General features: G+C 71.0%; 17 protein-coding genes. 12 read left to right on the top strand and 5 right to left on the bottom strand.

Going from position 1 to position 17,667, the window contains the following annotated elements:
- Positions 1–96: 96 nt before the first annotated feature.
- Together ACIBF5_RS20505 and ACIBF5_RS20500 are read right to left on the bottom strand one after the other, a co-directional pair.
- Positions 97–1,491 (bottom strand): DUF1501 domain-containing protein, encoded by a 1,395-nt coding sequence (locus ACIBF5_RS20505; protein WP_396813843.1) that lies wholly within the window; start codon positions 1,489–1,491, stop codon positions 97–99.
- A 10-nt stretch (positions 1,492–1,501) separates the two neighbouring features.
- Positions 1,502–3,316 (bottom strand): DUF1800 domain-containing protein, encoded by a 1,815-nt coding sequence (locus ACIBF5_RS20500; protein WP_396813841.1) that lies wholly within the window; start codon positions 3,314–3,316, stop codon positions 1,502–1,504.
- Positions 3,317–3,494: 178 nt separating this feature from the next.
- On the opposite strand from ACIBF5_RS20500, the gene ACIBF5_RS20495 reads away from it, so the two are divergent.
- From ACIBF5_RS20495 to ACIBF5_RS20480, 4 genes are all read left to right on the top strand, one after another.
- The gene (locus ACIBF5_RS20495; protein WP_396813839.1) at positions 3,495–3,794 is read left to right on the top strand and encodes a DUF6412 domain-containing protein; all 300 of its coding nucleotides are present in this window, start codon (positions 3,495–3,497) and stop codon (positions 3,792–3,794) included.
- A 170-nt stretch (positions 3,795–3,964) separates the two neighbouring features.
- Positions 3,965–4,708 (top strand): YidC/Oxa1 family membrane protein insertase, encoded by a 744-nt coding sequence (locus ACIBF5_RS20490; RefSeq protein WP_396813837.1) that lies wholly within the window; start codon positions 3,965–3,967, stop codon positions 4,706–4,708.
- A 184-nt stretch (positions 4,709–4,892) separates the two neighbouring features.
- Positions 4,893–6,308 (top strand): carbohydrate-binding protein, encoded by a 1,416-nt coding sequence (locus ACIBF5_RS20485; protein WP_396813835.1) that lies wholly within the window; start codon positions 4,893–4,895, stop codon positions 6,306–6,308.
- 170 nt (positions 6,309–6,478) lie between these two features.
- Positions 6,479–7,864, top strand: coding sequence for a chitinase (locus ACIBF5_RS20480; protein WP_396813833.1), 1,386 nt, complete (start codon positions 6,479–6,481; stop codon positions 7,862–7,864).
- 192 nt (positions 7,865–8,056) lie between these two features.
- Here the strand turns inward: ACIBF5_RS20480 and ACIBF5_RS20475 are convergent, their stop codons facing one another.
- Positions 8,057–8,752 carry a DedA family protein gene (locus ACIBF5_RS20475; protein ID WP_396813831.1) on the bottom strand — a complete coding sequence of 232 codons (696 nt, stop codon included), beginning with the start codon at positions 8,750–8,752 and terminating at the stop codon, positions 8,057–8,059.
- 254 nt (positions 8,753–9,006) lie between these two features.
- Between ACIBF5_RS20475 and ACIBF5_RS20470 the strand changes: the two genes are divergently transcribed.
- Both ACIBF5_RS20470 and fabG read left to right on the top strand, forming a co-directional pair.
- A complete protein-coding gene (locus ACIBF5_RS20470) occupies positions 9,007–10,665 on the top strand; it encodes an alpha-amylase family protein (protein WP_396813829.1) in 1,659 nt (552 codons plus the stop codon).
- A 37-nt stretch (positions 10,666–10,702) separates the two neighbouring features.
- Positions 10,703–11,461 carry a 3-oxoacyl-ACP reductase FabG gene (fabG, locus tag ACIBF5_RS20465; protein WP_396813827.1) on the top strand — a complete coding sequence of 253 codons (759 nt, stop codon included), beginning with the start codon at positions 10,703–10,705 and terminating at the stop codon, positions 11,459–11,461.
- A gap of 144 nt (positions 11,462–11,605) precedes the next feature.
- Here fabG and ACIBF5_RS20460 read toward each other — a convergent pair whose 3' ends face one another.
- Together ACIBF5_RS20460 and ACIBF5_RS20455 are read right to left on the bottom strand one after the other, a co-directional pair.
- Positions 11,606–11,992, bottom strand: a complete 387-nt coding sequence (locus tag ACIBF5_RS20460) for a hypothetical protein (protein ID WP_396813966.1) — start codon at positions 11,990–11,992, stop codon at positions 11,606–11,608.
- A 64-nt stretch (positions 11,993–12,056) separates the two neighbouring features.
- Positions 12,057–12,422 (bottom strand): hypothetical protein, encoded by a 366-nt coding sequence (locus ACIBF5_RS20455; RefSeq protein ID WP_396813825.1) that lies wholly within the window; start codon positions 12,420–12,422, stop codon positions 12,057–12,059.
- 205 nt (positions 12,423–12,627) lie between these two features.
- On the opposite strand from ACIBF5_RS20455, the gene ACIBF5_RS20450 reads away from it, so the two are divergent.
- The 6 genes from ACIBF5_RS20450 to ACIBF5_RS20425 all read left to right on the top strand — a co-directional run bounded on the left by ACIBF5_RS20450 (position 12,628) and on the right by ACIBF5_RS20425 (position 17,615).
- Complete coding sequence (locus ACIBF5_RS20450; protein WP_396813823.1) at positions 12,628–13,329, top strand: hypothetical protein; 702 nt, start codon at positions 12,628–12,630, stop codon at positions 13,327–13,329.
- Between the two features lie 124 nt (positions 13,330–13,453).
- Positions 13,454–14,359 carry a Gfo/Idh/MocA family protein gene (locus ACIBF5_RS20445; RefSeq protein ID WP_396813821.1) on the top strand — a complete coding sequence of 302 codons (906 nt, stop codon included), beginning with the start codon at positions 13,454–13,456 and terminating at the stop codon, positions 14,357–14,359.
- A gap of 152 nt (positions 14,360–14,511) precedes the next feature.
- Positions 14,512–14,640: a hypothetical protein gene (locus ACIBF5_RS20440; protein WP_396813819.1), complete on the top strand. Its 129-nt coding sequence runs from the start codon at positions 14,512–14,514 to the stop codon at positions 14,638–14,640.
- Positions 14,641–14,833: 193 nt separating this feature from the next.
- Entirely contained in the window at positions 14,834–15,625 is a 792-nt protein-coding gene (erm, locus tag ACIBF5_RS20435) for an ErmE/ErmH/ErmO/ErmR family 23S rRNA (adenine(2058)-N(6))-methyltransferase (protein WP_396813964.1), read from the top strand.
- A gap of 173 nt (positions 15,626–15,798) precedes the next feature.
- Positions 15,799–16,320: a hypothetical protein gene (locus ACIBF5_RS20430; protein ID WP_396813817.1), complete on the top strand. Its 522-nt coding sequence runs from the start codon at positions 15,799–15,801 to the stop codon at positions 16,318–16,320.
- Between the two features lie 8 nt (positions 16,321–16,328).
- Positions 16,329–17,615 carry an erythromycin esterase family protein gene (locus ACIBF5_RS20425; RefSeq protein ID WP_396813816.1) on the top strand — a complete coding sequence of 429 codons (1,287 nt, stop codon included), beginning with the start codon at positions 16,329–16,331 and terminating at the stop codon, positions 17,613–17,615.
- The last annotated feature ends 52 nt before the right edge of the window (positions 17,616–17,667 follow it).

Raw genomic sequence — 17,667 nt, 5'->3', positions numbered from 1 at the left:
AGGTGGGGCCGGCCCACACCTGGACTGGCGGAGAGGTGCCGTGCGACAGCCGACGAACGTGAACGGGACTCGCGGTCAGTGGCGTCGCGGTGCCAGCTAACGGTAGACGCCGATCTCCCTGTGCTTGAGGCCGGGGAAAATGGGCTTGTGGTCGGCGACCCCGAGCCGGGACTTGAGCAACTCGGCCAGGACGTCGCGGTAGTCGTTGGCGCCGGCCAGGTCACCCTGGTCCAGCGCGCCAGCGCCGAGCCCCGGCCAACGCCCGTGCACCTTGCCGCCGTTCATGCCACCGCCGAGCAGCAGCATCAGCCCGCCGTGCCCGTGGTCGGTTCCGGAACTGCCGTTCGCCTCGACCCGGCGACCGAACTCGCTCATCGTGACCACCGAGACGTCGTCGATCGCCGGCCCCAGGTCGGCGGCGAAGGCGCCGAGCGCGCCGGCGAGTTCGTTCAGCCGGTTGCGCATGTCGCCGCCGTCCGGGCCGCCGATGTTGGTGTGCATGTCCCAGCCGCCGATGTCGACCGCGGCCACCCGCAGCCCCACCTTCGCCTTGATCAGCCGGGCCACGTCCCGCAGTTGGTCGGCGAAGCCGCCGCCGGGCCACTGGGCGGTGGAACGGTAGTCCTGACTGGCGATCTTCCGAGCCGCCGCGATCGACGCGAGAGTCTCGGTCGCCTGGGTCGCCAGCGGGTGGTCGTCCAGGCCGGTGTAGAGCGACTTCAAAGCGGTCAGCGTGCTGGCACGTACGCCACTGAAGCCCTGGAGGTCGAACTCGCGGATGCCCTGCAACACCAGCTTGTTCTCGCCGCCGACCAGTGACCGGGGCAGGGCGGAGCCCTCGGCGACGGCCCGGAACGTGGTGCCCGGACCGAGCGCGGCCAGCACCCGGTCCAGCCAACCGGTGTGTACGCCGGTCGAGGCGGCGCCCCGTTCCAGACAGTCCTGGGCCTGGAAGTGGCTGCGGCTGGCGTCCGGCGACGCGACCGCGTGCACCGCCGCCATCCTGCCCGACTTCCAGAACGGCTCCAGCGGGGCGAGGGCCGGGTGCAGCCCGAACCGGTCGTCCCCGGCGATCAGCGCGCCGTCCGGGACGGCGATGTTGCGCCGGGCGTTGAGGTAGTTCCGGTCGCCGCGCGGCACCACCACGGAGAGGCCGTCCATGCCGCCGCGGAGGAAGACCACCACCAGGGTGCGGTTGGTGGTGGCGGGCGCGCCGAAGGCGACCCGGGTGGTGGCGATCTGACCGGCGAGGCTGGCCACGCCGACCGCACCGGCGCCGGCCATCACCCTGCGTCGGGTGAAGCCGTGCCGCCAGCGGTCCCGCTGTCCGGTCAGCTCTCCGTTGACCGACTCGGCGTGCACCCGGATCGCCGCCTCGGCCAGGTTCGGGCCGTGCCGGCGCAGCTCCTGGGCGGTACGGGGACGCGGGGGCGCGTCGTCGGTCTGGCGCGGCGGATTGCCGTCGGGCGGCTGAGGACTGTCCTGCGTCATGGGTCTCTCCTCAGCGCAGCGCGTGGTAGATCGAGTCGAGGAAGAGCGGGGCCAGGTGTTCGATCCTGCCGCCGAGGGTGGCGTTCTTCACCGCCGTACCCTCCTTCGAGCCGAGGAAGGTCAGCAGCGCCTGGCGGTCCTTCGCGGCCAGCGGTTGTTGCAACAGCCGGGCGGCGAGGGCGTCGAGATACTGGCCGGTGGTGGGCGGGCGCTTGCCGACCAGCCCCTCCGGTTTCGGGTACGACAGTCCGCGCTGCGAACCCTGCACCAGCGCCCGGTGGCTGTTCCAGATCGCCAGCGTGGCGTGGGCCGACCGCCACGCCGCCGCGACGTCGGGGTAGCCGTTCGGCGGCACCCAGCCCAGTGGCGGCTGCCCGAAGCGCTGGGTCATCCGGTAGAGACCCTCGATTCCGGTGCGGGTGTCGGAGCCGGGTGCGATGCCGAGCGAACGGGCGGTGGCGACGAAGTTCTCCAACGGCCGGCGCGCCTTGAGGCCGGTGGCGATCCAGAACTCCTGGGACCGGAGGAGGACCCGCAGCACCGGTGCGATCGCGGTGCCGTTGGCCAGGTACGTCTCGGCGAGCCGCTGCACAAGGTTGTGCGGCGGGGTGTCGGCGACGAACCGTACGGCGAGCTTGCGGGCGATGTTCTTCGCGGTCGCCTCGTGAGTGGCGAGGTACTCCAGGTAGCGGTCACCGACCTGGAGTCCCTTGGCCCGGGACGGATTCTTGTCGGTGAAGCCGAGCACCTTGACCGGGTCGATCCAGTGCCGGTCGGCCTCGTACCGGAACTCGCCCGCGTTGGTCACGGTCCGGCCCGTCATGATGTAGGCGCTGTGGCGTACGTCGGATTCGGTGTAACCGCCGTCGATTCCGACGGTGTGCAGTTCCAGCAGTTCGCGGCCGTAGTTCTCGTTCACGGAGCGGCGGTGCGACTCGTTGTTGTTGAGGTAGCGCAGCATCGCCGGGTTCCGGGCGCTGGCGGCGAGCATGTCGGAGAACCTGCCGAGCGCGTGCTTGCGGATCACCTGGCTGTCGAACGAGGTCCGTACGTCCCAGCCGCCGTCGAACGGGTTGGTCACGTTCAGGTGGTTGGACCAGAAGTCCACCATCACCTCGAAGAGCTGACGGCTGCTCCAGAACTGTCGGGCCAGGGTGGCGTGGCCGAGGTCGTACTGGGCGGACCAGTCGAACTCCTTCACCGTCCGGCGGATCTGCGCGGTCGACATGTTCACCGTGGGGAACACGCCGACCACCTGTTCGCCGATCGGGTCGGCGAGCTTGCCGGGGTCGAGCTGCTGTTCGATCCAGGCGTCGATGCCGATGGCCCGGACCGCGTCGGCCTCGGCCCGGGTGGGGCCGAAGGTGGTGCGCCGCAGCAGGTGCTGCACGGGGTCACGGCTGAGCGGGTTGGGGAAGCGCGGTGTGGCCGCGAGTGCCGCCTCGGCGGCCTTGGCCGGGGTGTCGGAGAGGCCGGCCGCGCCGAGATTGATCGATTCGCCGAGAGACTGGCTGTAGCTGGCATCGCGGTCGGCGAAGGCGCCCGCATCCCGGGGCGAGCGGGTCGAGGTGGCCTGGTCGCTCACGGCGGCGGCGATCCCACCACCCCCACCGAGTACGGCGGCGGCCGAGCCGACCGCGCCGGTGGCGACGGCCGCCGCGCCGAGCCCGATCACCACCTGGCGCCGGTTGCGCAGCAGGCCGAAGAGGGCCGGTTCGCTCGCCCGGGCCGCGCGGGCCATCGTGCCGAGCACCGGAGCGAGACGGGCGGGCACGTTGCCTCCGGCCCGGGTGGCGGGCAAGCCCCGTTGGTCCCGCTCGGCCATTCTCGGCGCACCTCTTCGTCGATCCGGTCGGCTCGGGGCGGCGGCGCGGCCGTGCCCCTGGCGCACCCTAGTCAGGGGCTGAGTGACCGCTCAACGGTCGCGGCGGATTGTTAAGCCGCAGCAAAGGAAGCGCGCCCGATCGGCGCTGCGGGGTGGCGCGGCCGATTACACTGGCCGGGTGCCGGAATCGCTGTTGACCTTCGTGGGCTGGTGGGCGTACGCCCTCGCACACGTCGTCACGGTGGCCACCCAACCGTCCGAACTGCTCGCCGGGGCGGCGGTGGCCGCGGCCACGCTGCTGGTGATCGCGGTGGCGGTGCGCCTGCTCGGCACGGTGCCCGGGGCTGGGAACGCGGCCCGACGCGGGTTGACCATCCGGGAGCGGGCCCGCCGGGCCCGGATCCCGCGCCAGCTCGACCCGGACGCGGCCGGTCGGCCCCGTCCCCGAGCACCGTCGGTGCTCCTCTCGGCCGCGTAGCGGTTTTTCCTTCCCGCCGCCACGCGGCCGGTTCCGTTCTTCATCGTCCACATCGGACGCTGTCTCTGGCTCGCACCGGATGCGCTGACCCGCGCCCGCGCTGATCCGCGCCACCAGGTTGCCGCGCACACCGGTGTCGTGCCCTCCGGAATCGGACCGAGGGGTTCACCATGCTCACGTTCGCGCCACTCGACGGCGCGGTCGCCGTCGCCGCCACCATCGTCGAGGCGTTCGCCTCGGCGGTCACCCCGATTGCCGGCACCGCCGCCACGGCCGCCGCCGTCGTGCTCTTCACCATCGTCGTACGGCTGCTGATCACGCCCCTGACCTGGGCGCAGGTACGCGGTGAGCGGCGCCGGGCCGAGCTCGCCCCGCAGATCCGCCAACTTCAGCAGCGGTACGGCAAGGACCGGGCGCGGCTGCAACAGGAACTGGTCACGTTGCACCGGGAGGCGGGCGCGAGCCCGATCGCGGGTTGCCTGCCAGGGCTGTTGCAGGTGCCGTTCTTCGTGGTGATGTACCACCTCTTCACCACGGTGGGCCCGATCGGCGGAACCTCCGGCTTGCTCGACGGGCGGCTGGTCGGGGTGCCGCTCGGGCACCACGTCGCCGACGGGCTCGGCGGTGCGGCGGGGCCGCTCTTCGGCGTACTGCTGGTGTTGCTGACCGCGTTGGCCTGGTGGACGTCGCGGCGGATGCGGCGGGATGCCGCCGCCGCGGCCCCGGCCGCCGCACCCGACGGTACGGAGCTGCCGGGTGCGGCGGTGTTGGCCCGGCTGTTGCCGCTGCTGCCGTACGGAACGGTGCTCGCCGCTCTGGTGCTGCCACTGGCGGCGGTTCTCTACCTGGTCACCACCACCGGGTGGACAGCGTTGGAGCGGGCGGTCCTGCGCCGGCCCCGTCCCCTGGCGTAGCCGGCCCTTGCCTCTGCTGTAGTCGGCCCCGTCCCCTGCGATAGCCGGCCCCTGCCTCTGCTGTCGCTCGCGGCGAGGTGTGGCGCCGACGGTGAACATCGATGAACGTTGACATAAGAGGGGTCGGGACGTACAACCAGGGAGAGAGCGCTCTCTCATCCGTCCCGTAGAGAGGCCACAGATCATGACCAGCACCGTTCCGGCTCCGGCCGGTCCCGTCCCGAGGCGCCGCGCGTTTCTTCTGCTGGCCGCGTTCACCACGATCGTCACCGTGGTCAGCGCCGTCTCGGTGAACGCCCGCGCCGCCGTACCACCGACCCCGCCCGGCTGGAGTCTGGTGTGGAGCGACGACTTCACCGGCGCCGCCAACACCCTGCCCTCGGCCAGCAACTGGATCATCGACACCGGCACCAGCTACCCGGGCGGTCCGGCCAACTGGGGCACCGGTGAGATCCAGACCTACACCAACAGCACCAGCAACGTCAGCCACGACGGCGCCGGCAACCTGCGTATCACCCCGATCCGGGGCGCCAATGGTCAGTGGACCTCGTCCCGGATCGAGACGGTACGGACCAACTTCAAACCCCCGTCCGGTGGCGTACTCGCCATCGAGGGGCGGATCCAGATGCCGAACGTGACCGGAGCCGCCGCGGCCGGATACTGGCCGGCGTTCTGGGCGCTCGGCGCACCGTACCGGGGCAACTACCAGAACTGGCCGGGCATCGGCGAGTTCGACGTGATGGAGAACGTCAACGGGATCAACTCGGTCTGGGGCGTACTGCACTGCGGGGTGGCGCCGGGCGGGCCGTGCAACGAGTTCAACGGCATCGGCACCAACCGTGCCTGCCCCGGCAGCAGTTGCCAGTCCGCGTTCCACACCTACCGCTTCGAGTGGGACAGCGGGTCCAACCCCCAGCAACTGCGCTGGTACGTCGACGGCCAGCAGTACCACACCGTCACCCAGAACCAGGTCGGCCAGCCGTACTGGAACAACATGACCAGTCACGCCGGCTACTTCCTGCTGCTCAACGTGGCGATGGGTGGCTCGTTCCCGAACGGGGTCGCCGGTGCGACCACGCCGACGTCGGCAACCGTCTCCGGCCGGCCGATGCTGGTCGACTACGTGGCCGTCTGGAGCCGGGGTGGCGGCGGCACGCCCACCACTCCGCCGACCACACCACCGGCCGGTGGTGGCGGCAGCGCGTACTCGACCATCCAGGCCGAGGCGTACAGCGGGCAGAACGGCGTGCAGATCGAGGCGTGCAGTGAGGGTGGGCAGAACCTGAGCCACCTGGCCGGCGGCGACTGGGCCCGGTACGACAACGTCGACTTCGGCACCACCCCGGCCCGCGACTTCGTGGCCCGGGTCGCCTCCGGTGCCCCCGGCGGGGTGAGTGGCCTGGTCGAGGTACGCCTGGACAGCCCGACCAACCCGCCGATCGGTGGGTTCGCGCTCGGCAACACCGGTGGCTGGCAGAGCTGGCGCTCGGTCCCGGGCAACATCTCGGCGACCACCGGGGTGCACACCGTCTACCTGACCTTCAGCAGCGGTCAGCCGGCCGACTTCGTCAACGTCAACTGGTTCACCTTCCGCCGCTGACCCGCCCCGCCTCCCACGCGCGAGGTGTTAGGAAGGGCCCCCTGTACAACGGATTCCGATAACAAGGGGCCCTTCCTTCTCCCGGCAGGGCTGGACAGGAACAGTTAACAGTCCTAATAATTGGCCATCCGTCGATGGATGGCGATGCCTGACCGGCTGTGGAGGACCGCATGAAGCGCTCCAGAACCCTGCTCCTGTCCCTGACCGCGACCCTGGTGGCGGCGTTCGGTGCCGTCGCGGTGGCGATGCCGGCGTTCGCGGCCGGTCCGACCGCGACTTTTGTGAAGGTGTCGGACTGGGGTTCTGGTTGGGAGGGGAAGTACACGGTCACGAATGGCGGGCCGTCGACGATCTCGTCGTGGGTGGTGGCGTTTGATCTGCCGGTGGGGAGCCGGGTGGGTACGTTCTGGGACGCGTCGATGACGTCGTCGGGTCAGCGGTTCACGTTTGTGAACCGGTCGTGGAACGGGACGTTGGTTCCGGGTGCGTCGGCGTCGTTCGGGTTCAACGCCACGGGTGCTGGTGTGCCGTCGAACTGCACGTTGAACGGTGTGGCGTGTGGTGGTGGTACGACCCCGACGACTCCGCCTACCACTCCGCCCACGACCACTCCGCCCCCCACCACCGGACCGCCCGTCACCCCGCCGCCGAACTCGCCGTTGCCGAGACACTTCCTCACCGGCTACTGGCACAACTTCGACAACGCGGCAGTGGAACTGCGGCTGCGTGACGTACCGGGCGAGTACGACCTGATCGCGGTCGCGTTCGCCGAGGCGACCAGCACCCCGGGGGCGGTCACCTTCGGCATCGACCCGGGCCTGGCGGCCTCCCTCGGCGGCTACACCAACGCCAACTTCAGGACCGACGTACAGACCCTGCACTCGCGTGGGAAGAAGGTGATCCTGTCGGTCGGCGGGGAGACCGGTCGGGTGGCGGTCAACGACGCGACCTCCGCCACCAACTTCAGCAACACCGTGTTCAACCTGATCCAGGAGTACGGGTTCGACGGCGTCGACATCGACCTGGAGAACGGGCTCAACCCCACGTACATGGCGCAGGCACTGCGGAGCCTGCGCAACCGGGTCGGCGCGAACCTGATCATCACGATGGCGCCACAGACCATCGACATGCAGTCGCCGACCGTGAGCTACTTCAAGCTCGCGCTGGACATCCGGGACATCCTCACCGTCGTACACACCCAGTTCTACAACTCCGGCTCGATGCTCGGCTGCGACCAGCGGTTCGCGTACAGCCAGGGCACGGTCAACTTCATGACCGCGCTCGCCTGCCTGCAACTGGAAGCCGGACTCCGGCCGGACCAGGTGGCGCTCGGCCTGCCCGCCGGCCCCGGGGCGGCCGGTGGCGGCATCGTTGCACCCGCCCTGGTCAACCAGGCGCTCAACTGTCTTGCCCGAGGCACCAACTGCGGCAGCTTCCAGCCGCCGCGCACCTACCCGGGCATCCGGGGCGCGATGACCTGGTCGATCAACTGGGACGTCGCCACCGGGAACAACTTCGCCCGCACGGTCAAGCCGCACCTGGCGACGCTGCCGTAACCCGTTCAGCCCGGTTCACCTACTGGTCGGTCAACCGGGACCGGTCGTGTCCGGGCGGCGGCGTGGTGGCCCACTGCCGTGGAATCTCCCAGAACGCCTGGCAGTTCACCTCCATCACCGTCCAGCACTGACCCGACCGGGGACACCGACCCCTCTGGACCCGCATCCAGGGCGCGCGGGACGAGTGGCTGATCAGTGTCGATCAGCCACTTGTCCGGTGTCCTGGCGGGCCGACGGCCGGGGCGACGCGGGTTGGCGCCGCCGCCGCAGCCGTTTGGCCACCCAGGTCGAGACCACGAGCACGAATCCGACCAGCAGGGCCAGGTCGAACCAGGTGCTGTAGCGGTCGATCTGCTGCCAGCGCGAGCCGAGCGCGAAACCCAGGCCGACGAAGAGCGAGTTCCAGATCCCGCTACCGAGCGTGGTCAACGCCAGGAACCGCCCGAGTGGCATCCGGTCCGCGCCGGCCGGCACCGACACCAGGCTGCGGACCACCGGCACCATCCGACCGAGCAGCACCGCCCAGTTGCCGTACCGCGCGAACCAGCGGTCGGCCCGCTCCAGGTCCTCGGCGTCGACCAACGGAACCCGGTCGAGCCAACGCTTGAGCCGCGCCTCGCCCAGAGCCGCGCCCACCCAGTAGAGCGCGAGCGCACCGAGCACCGAGCCAGCGGTCGCCGCGACCCACATCACGACGACGTTGCCTCTTCCCTCGCCGGCCAGGTAACCCGCGAGCGCGAGCACCACCTCGCTGGGGACCGGTGGGACGAGGTTCTCCAGGGCGACCAGCAGGCCGACTCCGAGTGGCCCCAGCGTGTCGATCACCGAGGCGACCCAGCCGGTCACTCCTCCGATCTCGGTCGGTTCCGCCTCGGCCACGACCAGCATCGACATGGCTCCTTCCGCCCGTCGGCATCGGTGACCGGCCCACGGGGTCGGGCCAGCCCTGGTGAACGACCGCTGCACCAGTGAGCGTCGACAGCAGCGGGAGTCGCCCGTAACGGCGATCGCCCGAGCGGTCGTCGGGACGACGTCCGTTCGGGGTGATGACGTCTGCTGTACCCGTCACGATCGACTTTCACACCTCCGCCCCGACCAGGGGGCCGTTTACCCGCACCCGCCGTAGGAAAAGGCAGTCGGGCATGGGCGACCGGTGGTATTCCGAGGCAGTCGTCTACTGCCTCGACATCGACACGTACGCGGACAGCGACGGCGACGGGGTGGGCGACCTGCGTGGGCTGATCGGCCGGCTGGACTATCTGGCCCGGCTCGGCGTCACCTGCCTCTGGCTGCACCCGATCCACCCGTCCCCGAACCGGGACGACGGTTACGACACCACGGACTTCTACAACGTCGACCCCCGCTTCGGCACCCTCGGTGACTTCGCCGAGCTGCTGCACCAGGCGCACAACCGGGGCATCCGGGTGATCATCGATCTGGTCGTCAACCACACCTCCGACCAGCACCCCTGGTTCCAGTCAGCCCGCTCGTCGCCGGATTCGCCGTACCGGGACTGGTACGTCTGGGCGGACGAGGCGCCGCCCGACCGTCGCCAGGGGATGGTCTTCCCGGGCGAGCAGGACGAGACGTGGAGCTACGACCGGACCGCGAAGGGCTGGTACTACCACCGGTTCTACCGGTTCCAGCCCGATCTGAACCTGGGCAACCCGGCGGTACGGGAGGAGATCAAGAAGATCGTCTCGTTCTGGCTCCAGCTCGGCGTCTCCGGGTTCCGGATCGACGCGGTGCCGTTCATCATCGAGCTGACCGAGCCGGGCAACCCGGACTCGCCCAAGGACTTCGAGTTCCTCACCGAGTTGCGCCAGCACGCCCAGTGGCGTCGGGCGGACGCCGTCCTGCTGGCCGAGGCGAACGTGGAGCCGGCCGAACTGGTGCACTACTTCGGCGACCGGGGCGGATCGGCCAACCGGCTGCACATGCTCTTCGACTTCATGCTCAACGGCCGCCTGGTGCTCGCCCTGGCCCGGCAGGACCCGGAGCCGATCATCGCCGCGCTGCGGGACACCCCGCAACTGCCGTACGGCGGGCAGTGGGCCACCTTCCTGCGCAACCACGACGAGATCGACCTCTCCCGGCTCACCGCCGAGCAGCGCGAGCAGGTGTTCGAGCAGTTCGGCCCGGACGAGGGGATGCGACTGTTCGGCCGGGGGATCCGACGTCGGCTCGCTCCGATGCTCGGTAACGACCGCCGCCGGATCGAGCTGGCGTACGCGTTGCAGTTCTCGCTGCGCGGCACGCCGGTGCTCCGCTACGGCGAGGAGATCGGAATGGGCGAGGACCTGTCGCTGCCCGGGCGGGACGCGATTCGTACCCCGATGCAGTGGTCTTTCCAGGAGAATGCCGGGTTTTCGACGGCACCGGCGAAGGAGCTGATCCGACCGGTCATCACCGGCGGCGAGCACGGCTACGAACGGGTGAACGTGACCGCCCAGCGGCACGACCCGGGCTCGCTGCTCTCCTGGTTCGAGCGGATGATCCGTACCCTGCGCGAGGCCCCGGAGGTCGGCTCGGGCCGGTGTACGGACATCGACCGGGTGTTGCCGGCGGGGGTGCTGGCGCACCGGGCGGACGGCCCGACCGGGACGATGGTCTTCCTGCACAACCTCGGTGTCGAGGATGTGACGGTCGACCTCGGTGAGCTGTACGCCGAGGCGGAACTCCCCGGGGACGTCCTCGCCGACCAGGAGTACGGGCCGGTCGGCAGGCTCGACGCGCTGGCGTTGGCCGGGTACGGCTACCGCTGGATTCGGTTGCACCGGGGCCAGGGACAACTGGGTTAAGCTCCTCCGACTGAACGTAAGTTACCGGGAGGTAAGCATGTCGGAGCAGTCCCGCGTCGCCATCGTCACCGGCGCCGCCCGAGGCATCGGCGCCGCCACCGCCCTGCGGCTGGCCGCGGACGGGCTGGCGGTCGCGGTCGTGGACCTGGAGGAGTCGGCGGCGGCGTCGACGGTCGAGGCCATCGCCGCCGCCGGCGGTCGGGCGATCGCGGTCGGGGCCGATGTGGCCGACCGGGTGCAGGTGGAGGCCGCTGTCGAGCGGGTCGCCGCCGAACTCGGTACGCCGGGCGTGCTGGTCAACAACGCCGGGGTGCTCCGGGACAACCTGCTGTTCAAGATGTCCGACGCGGACTGGGACACCGTGCTGGGAGTGCACCTGCGGGGTGCCTTTCTCTTCAGCCAGGCGACGCAGAAGCACATGGTCGGGCAGCGGTGGGGCCGGATCGTCAACCTCTCCAGCACCTCCGCCCTGGGGAACCGGGGGCAGGCGAACTACGCGGCGGCCAAGGCCGGGCTCCAGGGCTTCACCAAGACCTTGGCGATCGAGCTGGGCCCGTTCGGCATCACCGCGAACGCGGTGGCTCCCGGTTTCATCGTGACCGACATGACCGCGGCGACCGCCGCCCGGATCGGGGTCGAGTTCGAGGAGTTCCAGCGGCTCGGCGCCGCCGAGATCCCGGTACGCCGGGTCGGCCGGCCGGAGGACGTGGCGCACACCATCTCGTACCTGGCGAGCGAGGGGGCCTCGTTCGTCTCCGGTCAGGTGATCTACGTGGCCGGCGGTCCGCGCGACTGAGCGGCCCCCGGGGGGTCGGTGCGGACCCGCGCCGGCCCGCGCGGCCTTGCGGGTCCGGCTCGGTGAGGCGCTTTCGCGGGTCCGGCTCGGTCAGCCGCTTTCGCGGGTCCGGCTCGGTCAGCCGCTTTCGCGGGTCCGGCTCGGTCAGGCGCTCTCGCGGGTCCGGCGCAGCCAGAGCAGACCGAGCACCGGCAGGACCAGCGGGATGTAACCGTAGCCCGCGCCGAAGCCGGACCAGACCGTGTCGTCCGGGAAGAGGGCCCCGTCCAGCAGGCTGGTGGCACCGACTGCGAGCACCCCGACGAGTTCCACGGTGCAGCAGACCAGCGCGATCCGGCGGCCACTCGGGCCGCCCCTGGCCAGCCCGACGGTGGCGATGATGTAGATCACGGCGGCGAGGGCGGAGAGCAGGTACGCCACCGGCGCCTCGTGGAACTTGGTGACGATCTGGAGGGTGGCCCGTGAGGTCGCCGCGATCGCGAACAGGATGTAGACCGCGATCAGCACCCGCCCCGGCCCCCGGTTGGTCACGCGGGGCGGTGTCTCGCCCGCCGGGGATCCGACCGGCGACTCGTCAACCGAACCGGTCGATTTCTCAGCCACCGGTCACCTCCCATGTCTGTTGCAGGCGTACCACCACGACCGGGATGACCAGACAGACCACGGTCACGATCACCGAACCCCAGCGGGTCGGCTCCATCCGAGCCAGCACCCCGGCCAGCGGCGGAAGACAGACCAGGGTGACCAGGTAGCCGAAGAAGGTGCCCGGCTCGCCGGGATGCTCACCACTGGCCCACGCGGCGAGCGCCAGGCCGGCGAGGACCAGCAGGCTCGCCTCCACGATCGCCAGGCCGACCAGGTGGGTCAGGTCCGGTGGCCGGTTGCGCACCGTCGTGATCAGGCTCCAAGCCGCGAGTACGAGTGAGAGCACGATCGTCACCGTTACCAGGGAGCCGTTCACGTGGACAGCCTAGTGAGCCGCTTCCGATGCCCCCGACCTGGCCACCGGTCAACCGTCACCGCTGGTCACGCCATCAACACGCGTCTATCATCGAGTGCGGTCGGTCCCGGGCCGCACGCCATGGCTCGGGCTTCATGGACCTGGTCGGATCCGCGTGGCTCCGGTCAGGCTCCGCTGGGCGACGCGGACCGTGGGGAGTGCGACGGTGGGCGCGACGGGCGTGTGGGCGTTGCTGATGGCCGGTGGGTTTGTCGTGCTCGCTCTGCTCGGGCTCGCAGTGATGAGCGACCGCACCCGTACGCCCCGCCCGGACCTGGCGCAGTTGCGTGCGGATGCCGACGAGTTGGCCGCGCACGCCGCCCGGGTGGGAGTCGACGCTGTCGGGGCGGCCGAGCGAGCGGTTCTGGCCCGTGCCGCGGTGGCCGTGGCCGAGCAGGCGAGGGACCTGGCCTGGGCTGCCCAGGAGGCCGCTGAACAGGCGTACGACCTGGCCTGGCAGGTGGCTTCCGCTGGCCGGGAGGCGGCCAAGGTGACGGACCGGGACGAGGCCGGGGGAGCGGACCGGGAACGGGCGGTGGCCCGTGCGGCGCTCTCGGCGTACCGGCGCGGCGACATCTCGGTGCAGGAGTTGCGGGAGGTGTTCCGGCGCTCCGGTGACTGGGACCCGGCCCAGGAGGAACGGGAGCGGGTTGCCGAACAGCGCCGGATCGAGCAGGCCGCGGCCCGGCGTACGCACGACCGGGCCGCCGCCGGGGTGCGCCGCGCGGAGCAGGCGGCCCGGGTCGCCGAGGTGGCCGCCGAGGCGCTGGTCGGAGAGGCGGCCGAATCCGCAGCCGAAGCCGACGAGGCCCTGTTGTCGGTGGAGCGGCACACTGCCCGTCGCCGTTTCCCGCGCCGTCGACGTTAGGAAGGGCCCCTTGTACATCCGAAAGCGATAACAAGGGGCCCTTCCTTTCCCGGTCGGGGTGGGGGGAGGCGTTAGGTTAACCAGGGATGCCGCCAGGCTGGCGGGGCGAGGAGAGGAGCCGGCGTTGCAACGGTTCGGGTTGTTCGGCACGGGGCACTGGGCCGCCGAGACGCACGCGGCGGCACTCACCGCGCACCCGAAGGCGCAGCTCGCAGGTATCTGGGGACGTGACCCGGACAAGGCCAGGGCGCTGGGGCAGCGGTACGGCGTACCGGCCTTCGACGATGTCGAGAAGTTGATCGAGATGGTCGACGCCGTGGCGGTCGCACTGCCACCGGACATCCAGGCCGACATCGCGGTCCAGGCCGCGAACGCCGGAAAGCACCTGCTGCTGGACAAGCCGTTGTCGCTGAGCCTGCCCGACGCCGAACGGGTGGTGAGCGCGACCGCCCGTGCCGGAGTCGCCTCACTGGTCTTCTTCACCAACCGGTTCCACGCGAACGTCGCCGGCTTCCTCGCTTCGACCGCCGCCGCCGGGGGCTGGCACGGCGCCCGCGCCACCATGTACGCCTCGATCTTCGAGCCGGGTAACCCGTACGGCGCCTCGCCCTGGCGACGGGAGCGGGGCGGGCTCTGGGACATCGGACCGCACGCCCTGTCGATCATCGTGCCGGTGCTCGGCCGGGTGACCCAGGTGGCCGCCATGGACGGCCCCCGGGACACCGTGCACCTGCTGTTGTCGCACGTCGGTGGCGCCACCAGCACCCTCTCGCTGACCCTGAACGCGTCGCCGGCGGCCCGGGCGTTCGATTTCGTCTTCTACGGCGAGAACGGCATCGAGAGCGTGCCGCGCGGCGACGGCACCGCCGTGCAGGCCCTCTCTCTGGCGTTGGACCAGCTCACCGAGGCGATCGACTCAGGAGCCCGGGACCACCAGTGCGACGTCCGGTTCGGCCGCGAGGTGGTGGCCGTACTCGACGCCGCCGAGGCGGCCCGCCGGCAGGGGCGTACCGTCCGCCTGCCCGGCTGACGGTTGCGCACGTGGCCGCCCGGCTGAGGTTCGGTGGGCGGCGGCTACACAGCCGGCGTTGTGGGTGTGGCGTGGGCTTGTGGGTGCGGCGTGGGCGGCGGACCGGTGGAAATCGGTTGTTCGCCTCGCTGCCCCTGGTTAGCCTCACCGCCATGTGCATCATGACGCACGCCCTGATCAACGTGGCCGCCTCGTCGGCCGCGTGGGGCCCGTTGTTGGCGTCCCGTCCGCGAGTCCGGCGTACCGCCCTGGCCTGCCAGGACGCGCCCACCGCCGGCTGATCGTCGTACGTCTGATCGTCGTTACGCGCGCCGCGTCCGCCGCGCACGTCCAGGGCCACCCGAGTCCAGATCCCGCTCGGACAGGCCCCGACTCGTGTTGCCTGTCCGGATCGCCGACCGGTATCCACCGGCGTGGCAGACAAGGACACCGGCTGTGGCACCTCGCCAACCCGTCAATGGATTTCCCGGACCCATCAGGAAAACCGAGCGCGACCGGTCCCGTCGCGTACTCTCCCAGAATTTCTTGCACGACGCCGAGGCGATCGAGCGGATCGTGCGTACCGCTGGACTGCGCCCGGAGGACCTGGTCGTCGAGGCCGGCGCCGGGCGGGGGGCGCTGACCCGGGCGCTGGCCGCGCGGTGCGGGCGGGTGATCGCGTACGAGATCGACCCGGAGATGGCCGGGGCGCTCGCCGACGCCTGTGCCCCGCTCGGCAACGTCACCTGCCGGGTCGGGGACTTCCTCGCCGCGCGGGCACCGGCGGAGCCGTTCGCCGTGGTGGCGAACATCCCGTGGGCGTTGACCGCCGGGGCGGTCGAGTGGTGCCTGGGAGCCCGGTCGCTCACCTCGGCGACGCTGCTCACCCAACTGGAATACGCGCGCAAGCGCACCGGCGACTACGGCCGGTGGAGTCGGCTTACCGTACTGACCTGGCCGTCCACCCGGTGGCGGCTGGGCGGACGGGTGCACCGGTCGGCGTTCCGTCCGGTTCCCCGGGTCGATGCCGGCATCCTGCGCCTGGAGCGGCGGGCCGAGCCGCTGCTGCCACCGGCACTGCTGCCCGACTACCGCGAGCTGGTCGAACTCGGCTTCCGGGGCGAGGGCGGTTCGCTCTACGGGTCGTTGCGCCGGCACTATCCCCGGGCCCGGTTGGACGGGGCGTTCCGGGCGATCCGGCTGGCCGCCGACACCCCGGTCGGGTACGTCTGGCCGGAGCAGTGGCTCACCCTGTTCCGCCTCCTCCAGCCCGTCGCACCGGGCTGACCCAGCACCGGGCAGACCAGTGCGGTACGCCGGCCGTCAAGGTCCCGTAGAGATCGGGACGGCCGGCGTAAGGCCCTCGTCAAGGCGGCTGCCACCAGGGCGTACTCCTGCGCTTGACTCGTCCTTCGGGGCCGCCGTGCGCGGTGGCCCGGGGGGAAACGGAAGGAGCGGCGATGGGCCTGGAGCGTGGTGGCCGGACGGGTCGTCCCGGGGTCCCGCCGGCACCGTTCGGCATTCGGATCGGCGGTGGAGCGGCGCTCGTCGTCGCCGCGACCTGTCTGGCTGCCGCGCTCTTCCCCGCCTCCGCACCGTTGGCCCGGCTCCTGGTGGTCATGGTGGCGGTCGCCGGTTTCGCCCTTGTCGTACCCGGTCTACGGGCGAGTCTCGTGGTTGGCCTGCTCGGCTTTCTCTGCTTCAGTGGGTTCCTGCTCGACCGGTACGGCGAGCTGCACTGGCATGGTGTTCGGAGCGCCGGCTACCTCCTGCTCCTGGTCGTCGCGGTGCTTCTCGGAGCGGCTGCGGGGCGGGTCCGAAGGGCGTGGGCGGCGGGTGGCCCGCACGGCGCCCAGCCGGGACTGCTCTCGGCGCCCACCGTTCGGGAGGAGTCACCGTCGGGCCGCTCCGGTCGGGCCCGGGATGTCCGGGGAGGGTCGGTGGCCGGATCGGCGCGGTTTCACACCCGATCGGCCGGGTAGCCCGGGGCATGCAGGTGCACCGGCTCGGGGGACCGGGCGACTTCGATCCGTTGCTGAGGTTGGCCGGTCGGGCCCGGGTGGTGATGCTCGGCGAGGCGAGCCATGGAGGGTACGACTACTACCGGCTGCGTGAGCAGTTGACCCGCCGGCTCATCGCCGAGTGCGGGTTCAACTTCGTCGCGGTCGAGGGCGACTGGCCGGACTGTGACCGGGTGCACCAGTCGGTGATCTCCGCTCCCGGTGGCGACGTCGACCCGCAGCTCGCACTGGAGCGGTTCGAGCGTTGGCCGACCTGGATGTGGGCGAACGCGGAGGTGGCCCGGTTCTGCCGGTGGCTGCGCGCCTGGAACCTGGAACGGCCGGAGTCGGACCGGGTCGGTTTCCACGGGCTCGACGTCTACTCCCTCTGGGAGTCGATGCAGGCGATCTTCGACTATCTGGGTGACGACGACCAGGAGGCGTTGGCCGCCGCGCGCGAGGCGTACCGGTGTTTCGAGCCGTACGGGCACCAGGTCGAGGAGTACGGGCTGGCCAGCAGGTTCGTCTCGGCGAGTTGCGAGGACGAGGTGGTCCGGCTGCTCGGCGCGATCCGTGCCGGCGCCAGCACCGGCGGGGCGGCGGCGGGTGGAGCGCCGACAGGCGGGGCCGATCGGTTCGCGGCCTGGCAGAACGCCGAGGTGGTGGCCGGGGCGGAACGGTACTACCGGGCCATGGTGGCGGGCGGGCCGCAGTCCTGGAACATCCGCGACATCCACATGGCGGACACCCTGGACCGACTGCTGGACCGGTACGGTCCGGACACCCGGGCGGTGGTGTGGGCGCACAACACGCACATCGGTGACGCACGAGCCACCGACATGGCCGACGCCGGCATGGTCAACATTGGTCAGCTCGCCCGCGAGCGGCACGGAGCCGAGGCGGTGGCCCTGATCGGCTTCGGCGGCTACCAGGGCACCGTGGTCGCCGCCCCGCGCTGGGGTGCGCCAGCGGAGATCATGACCGTGCCGCCGGCCCGGCCCGGCTCGATCGAGGAGCGGCTGCACCGCATGTTGCCGGAACGGGCGCTGCTCGTACTCGCCCACGGGGACCGGCCGGGCTGGCTGAACGAACTGGCCGAGCACCGGGCCATCGGGGTGGTCTACGACCCGTCGTTCGAGGAGTGGGGTAACTACGTACCGACCCGGCTGGCCGAACGGTACGACGGGTTCATCTGGTGCGACCAGACCACCGCCCTGCACGAGCTGCCGGCGAACGTCGAGCCGGGCGAGCTGGAGACGTACCCGGCCGGGACCTGAGCCCGGCTTTTGATCTTCGCTGGCGTCGACCCTCGGTTTGGTCGATGTCCGG

The organism is Micromonospora sp. NPDC050417 (assembly GCF_044458865.1).
In the GTDB taxonomy this organism is placed as follows: domain Bacteria; phylum Actinomycetota; class Actinomycetes; order Mycobacteriales; family Micromonosporaceae; genus Micromonospora_G.
This window is presented reverse-complemented; position numbering and strand designations above follow the sequence as displayed.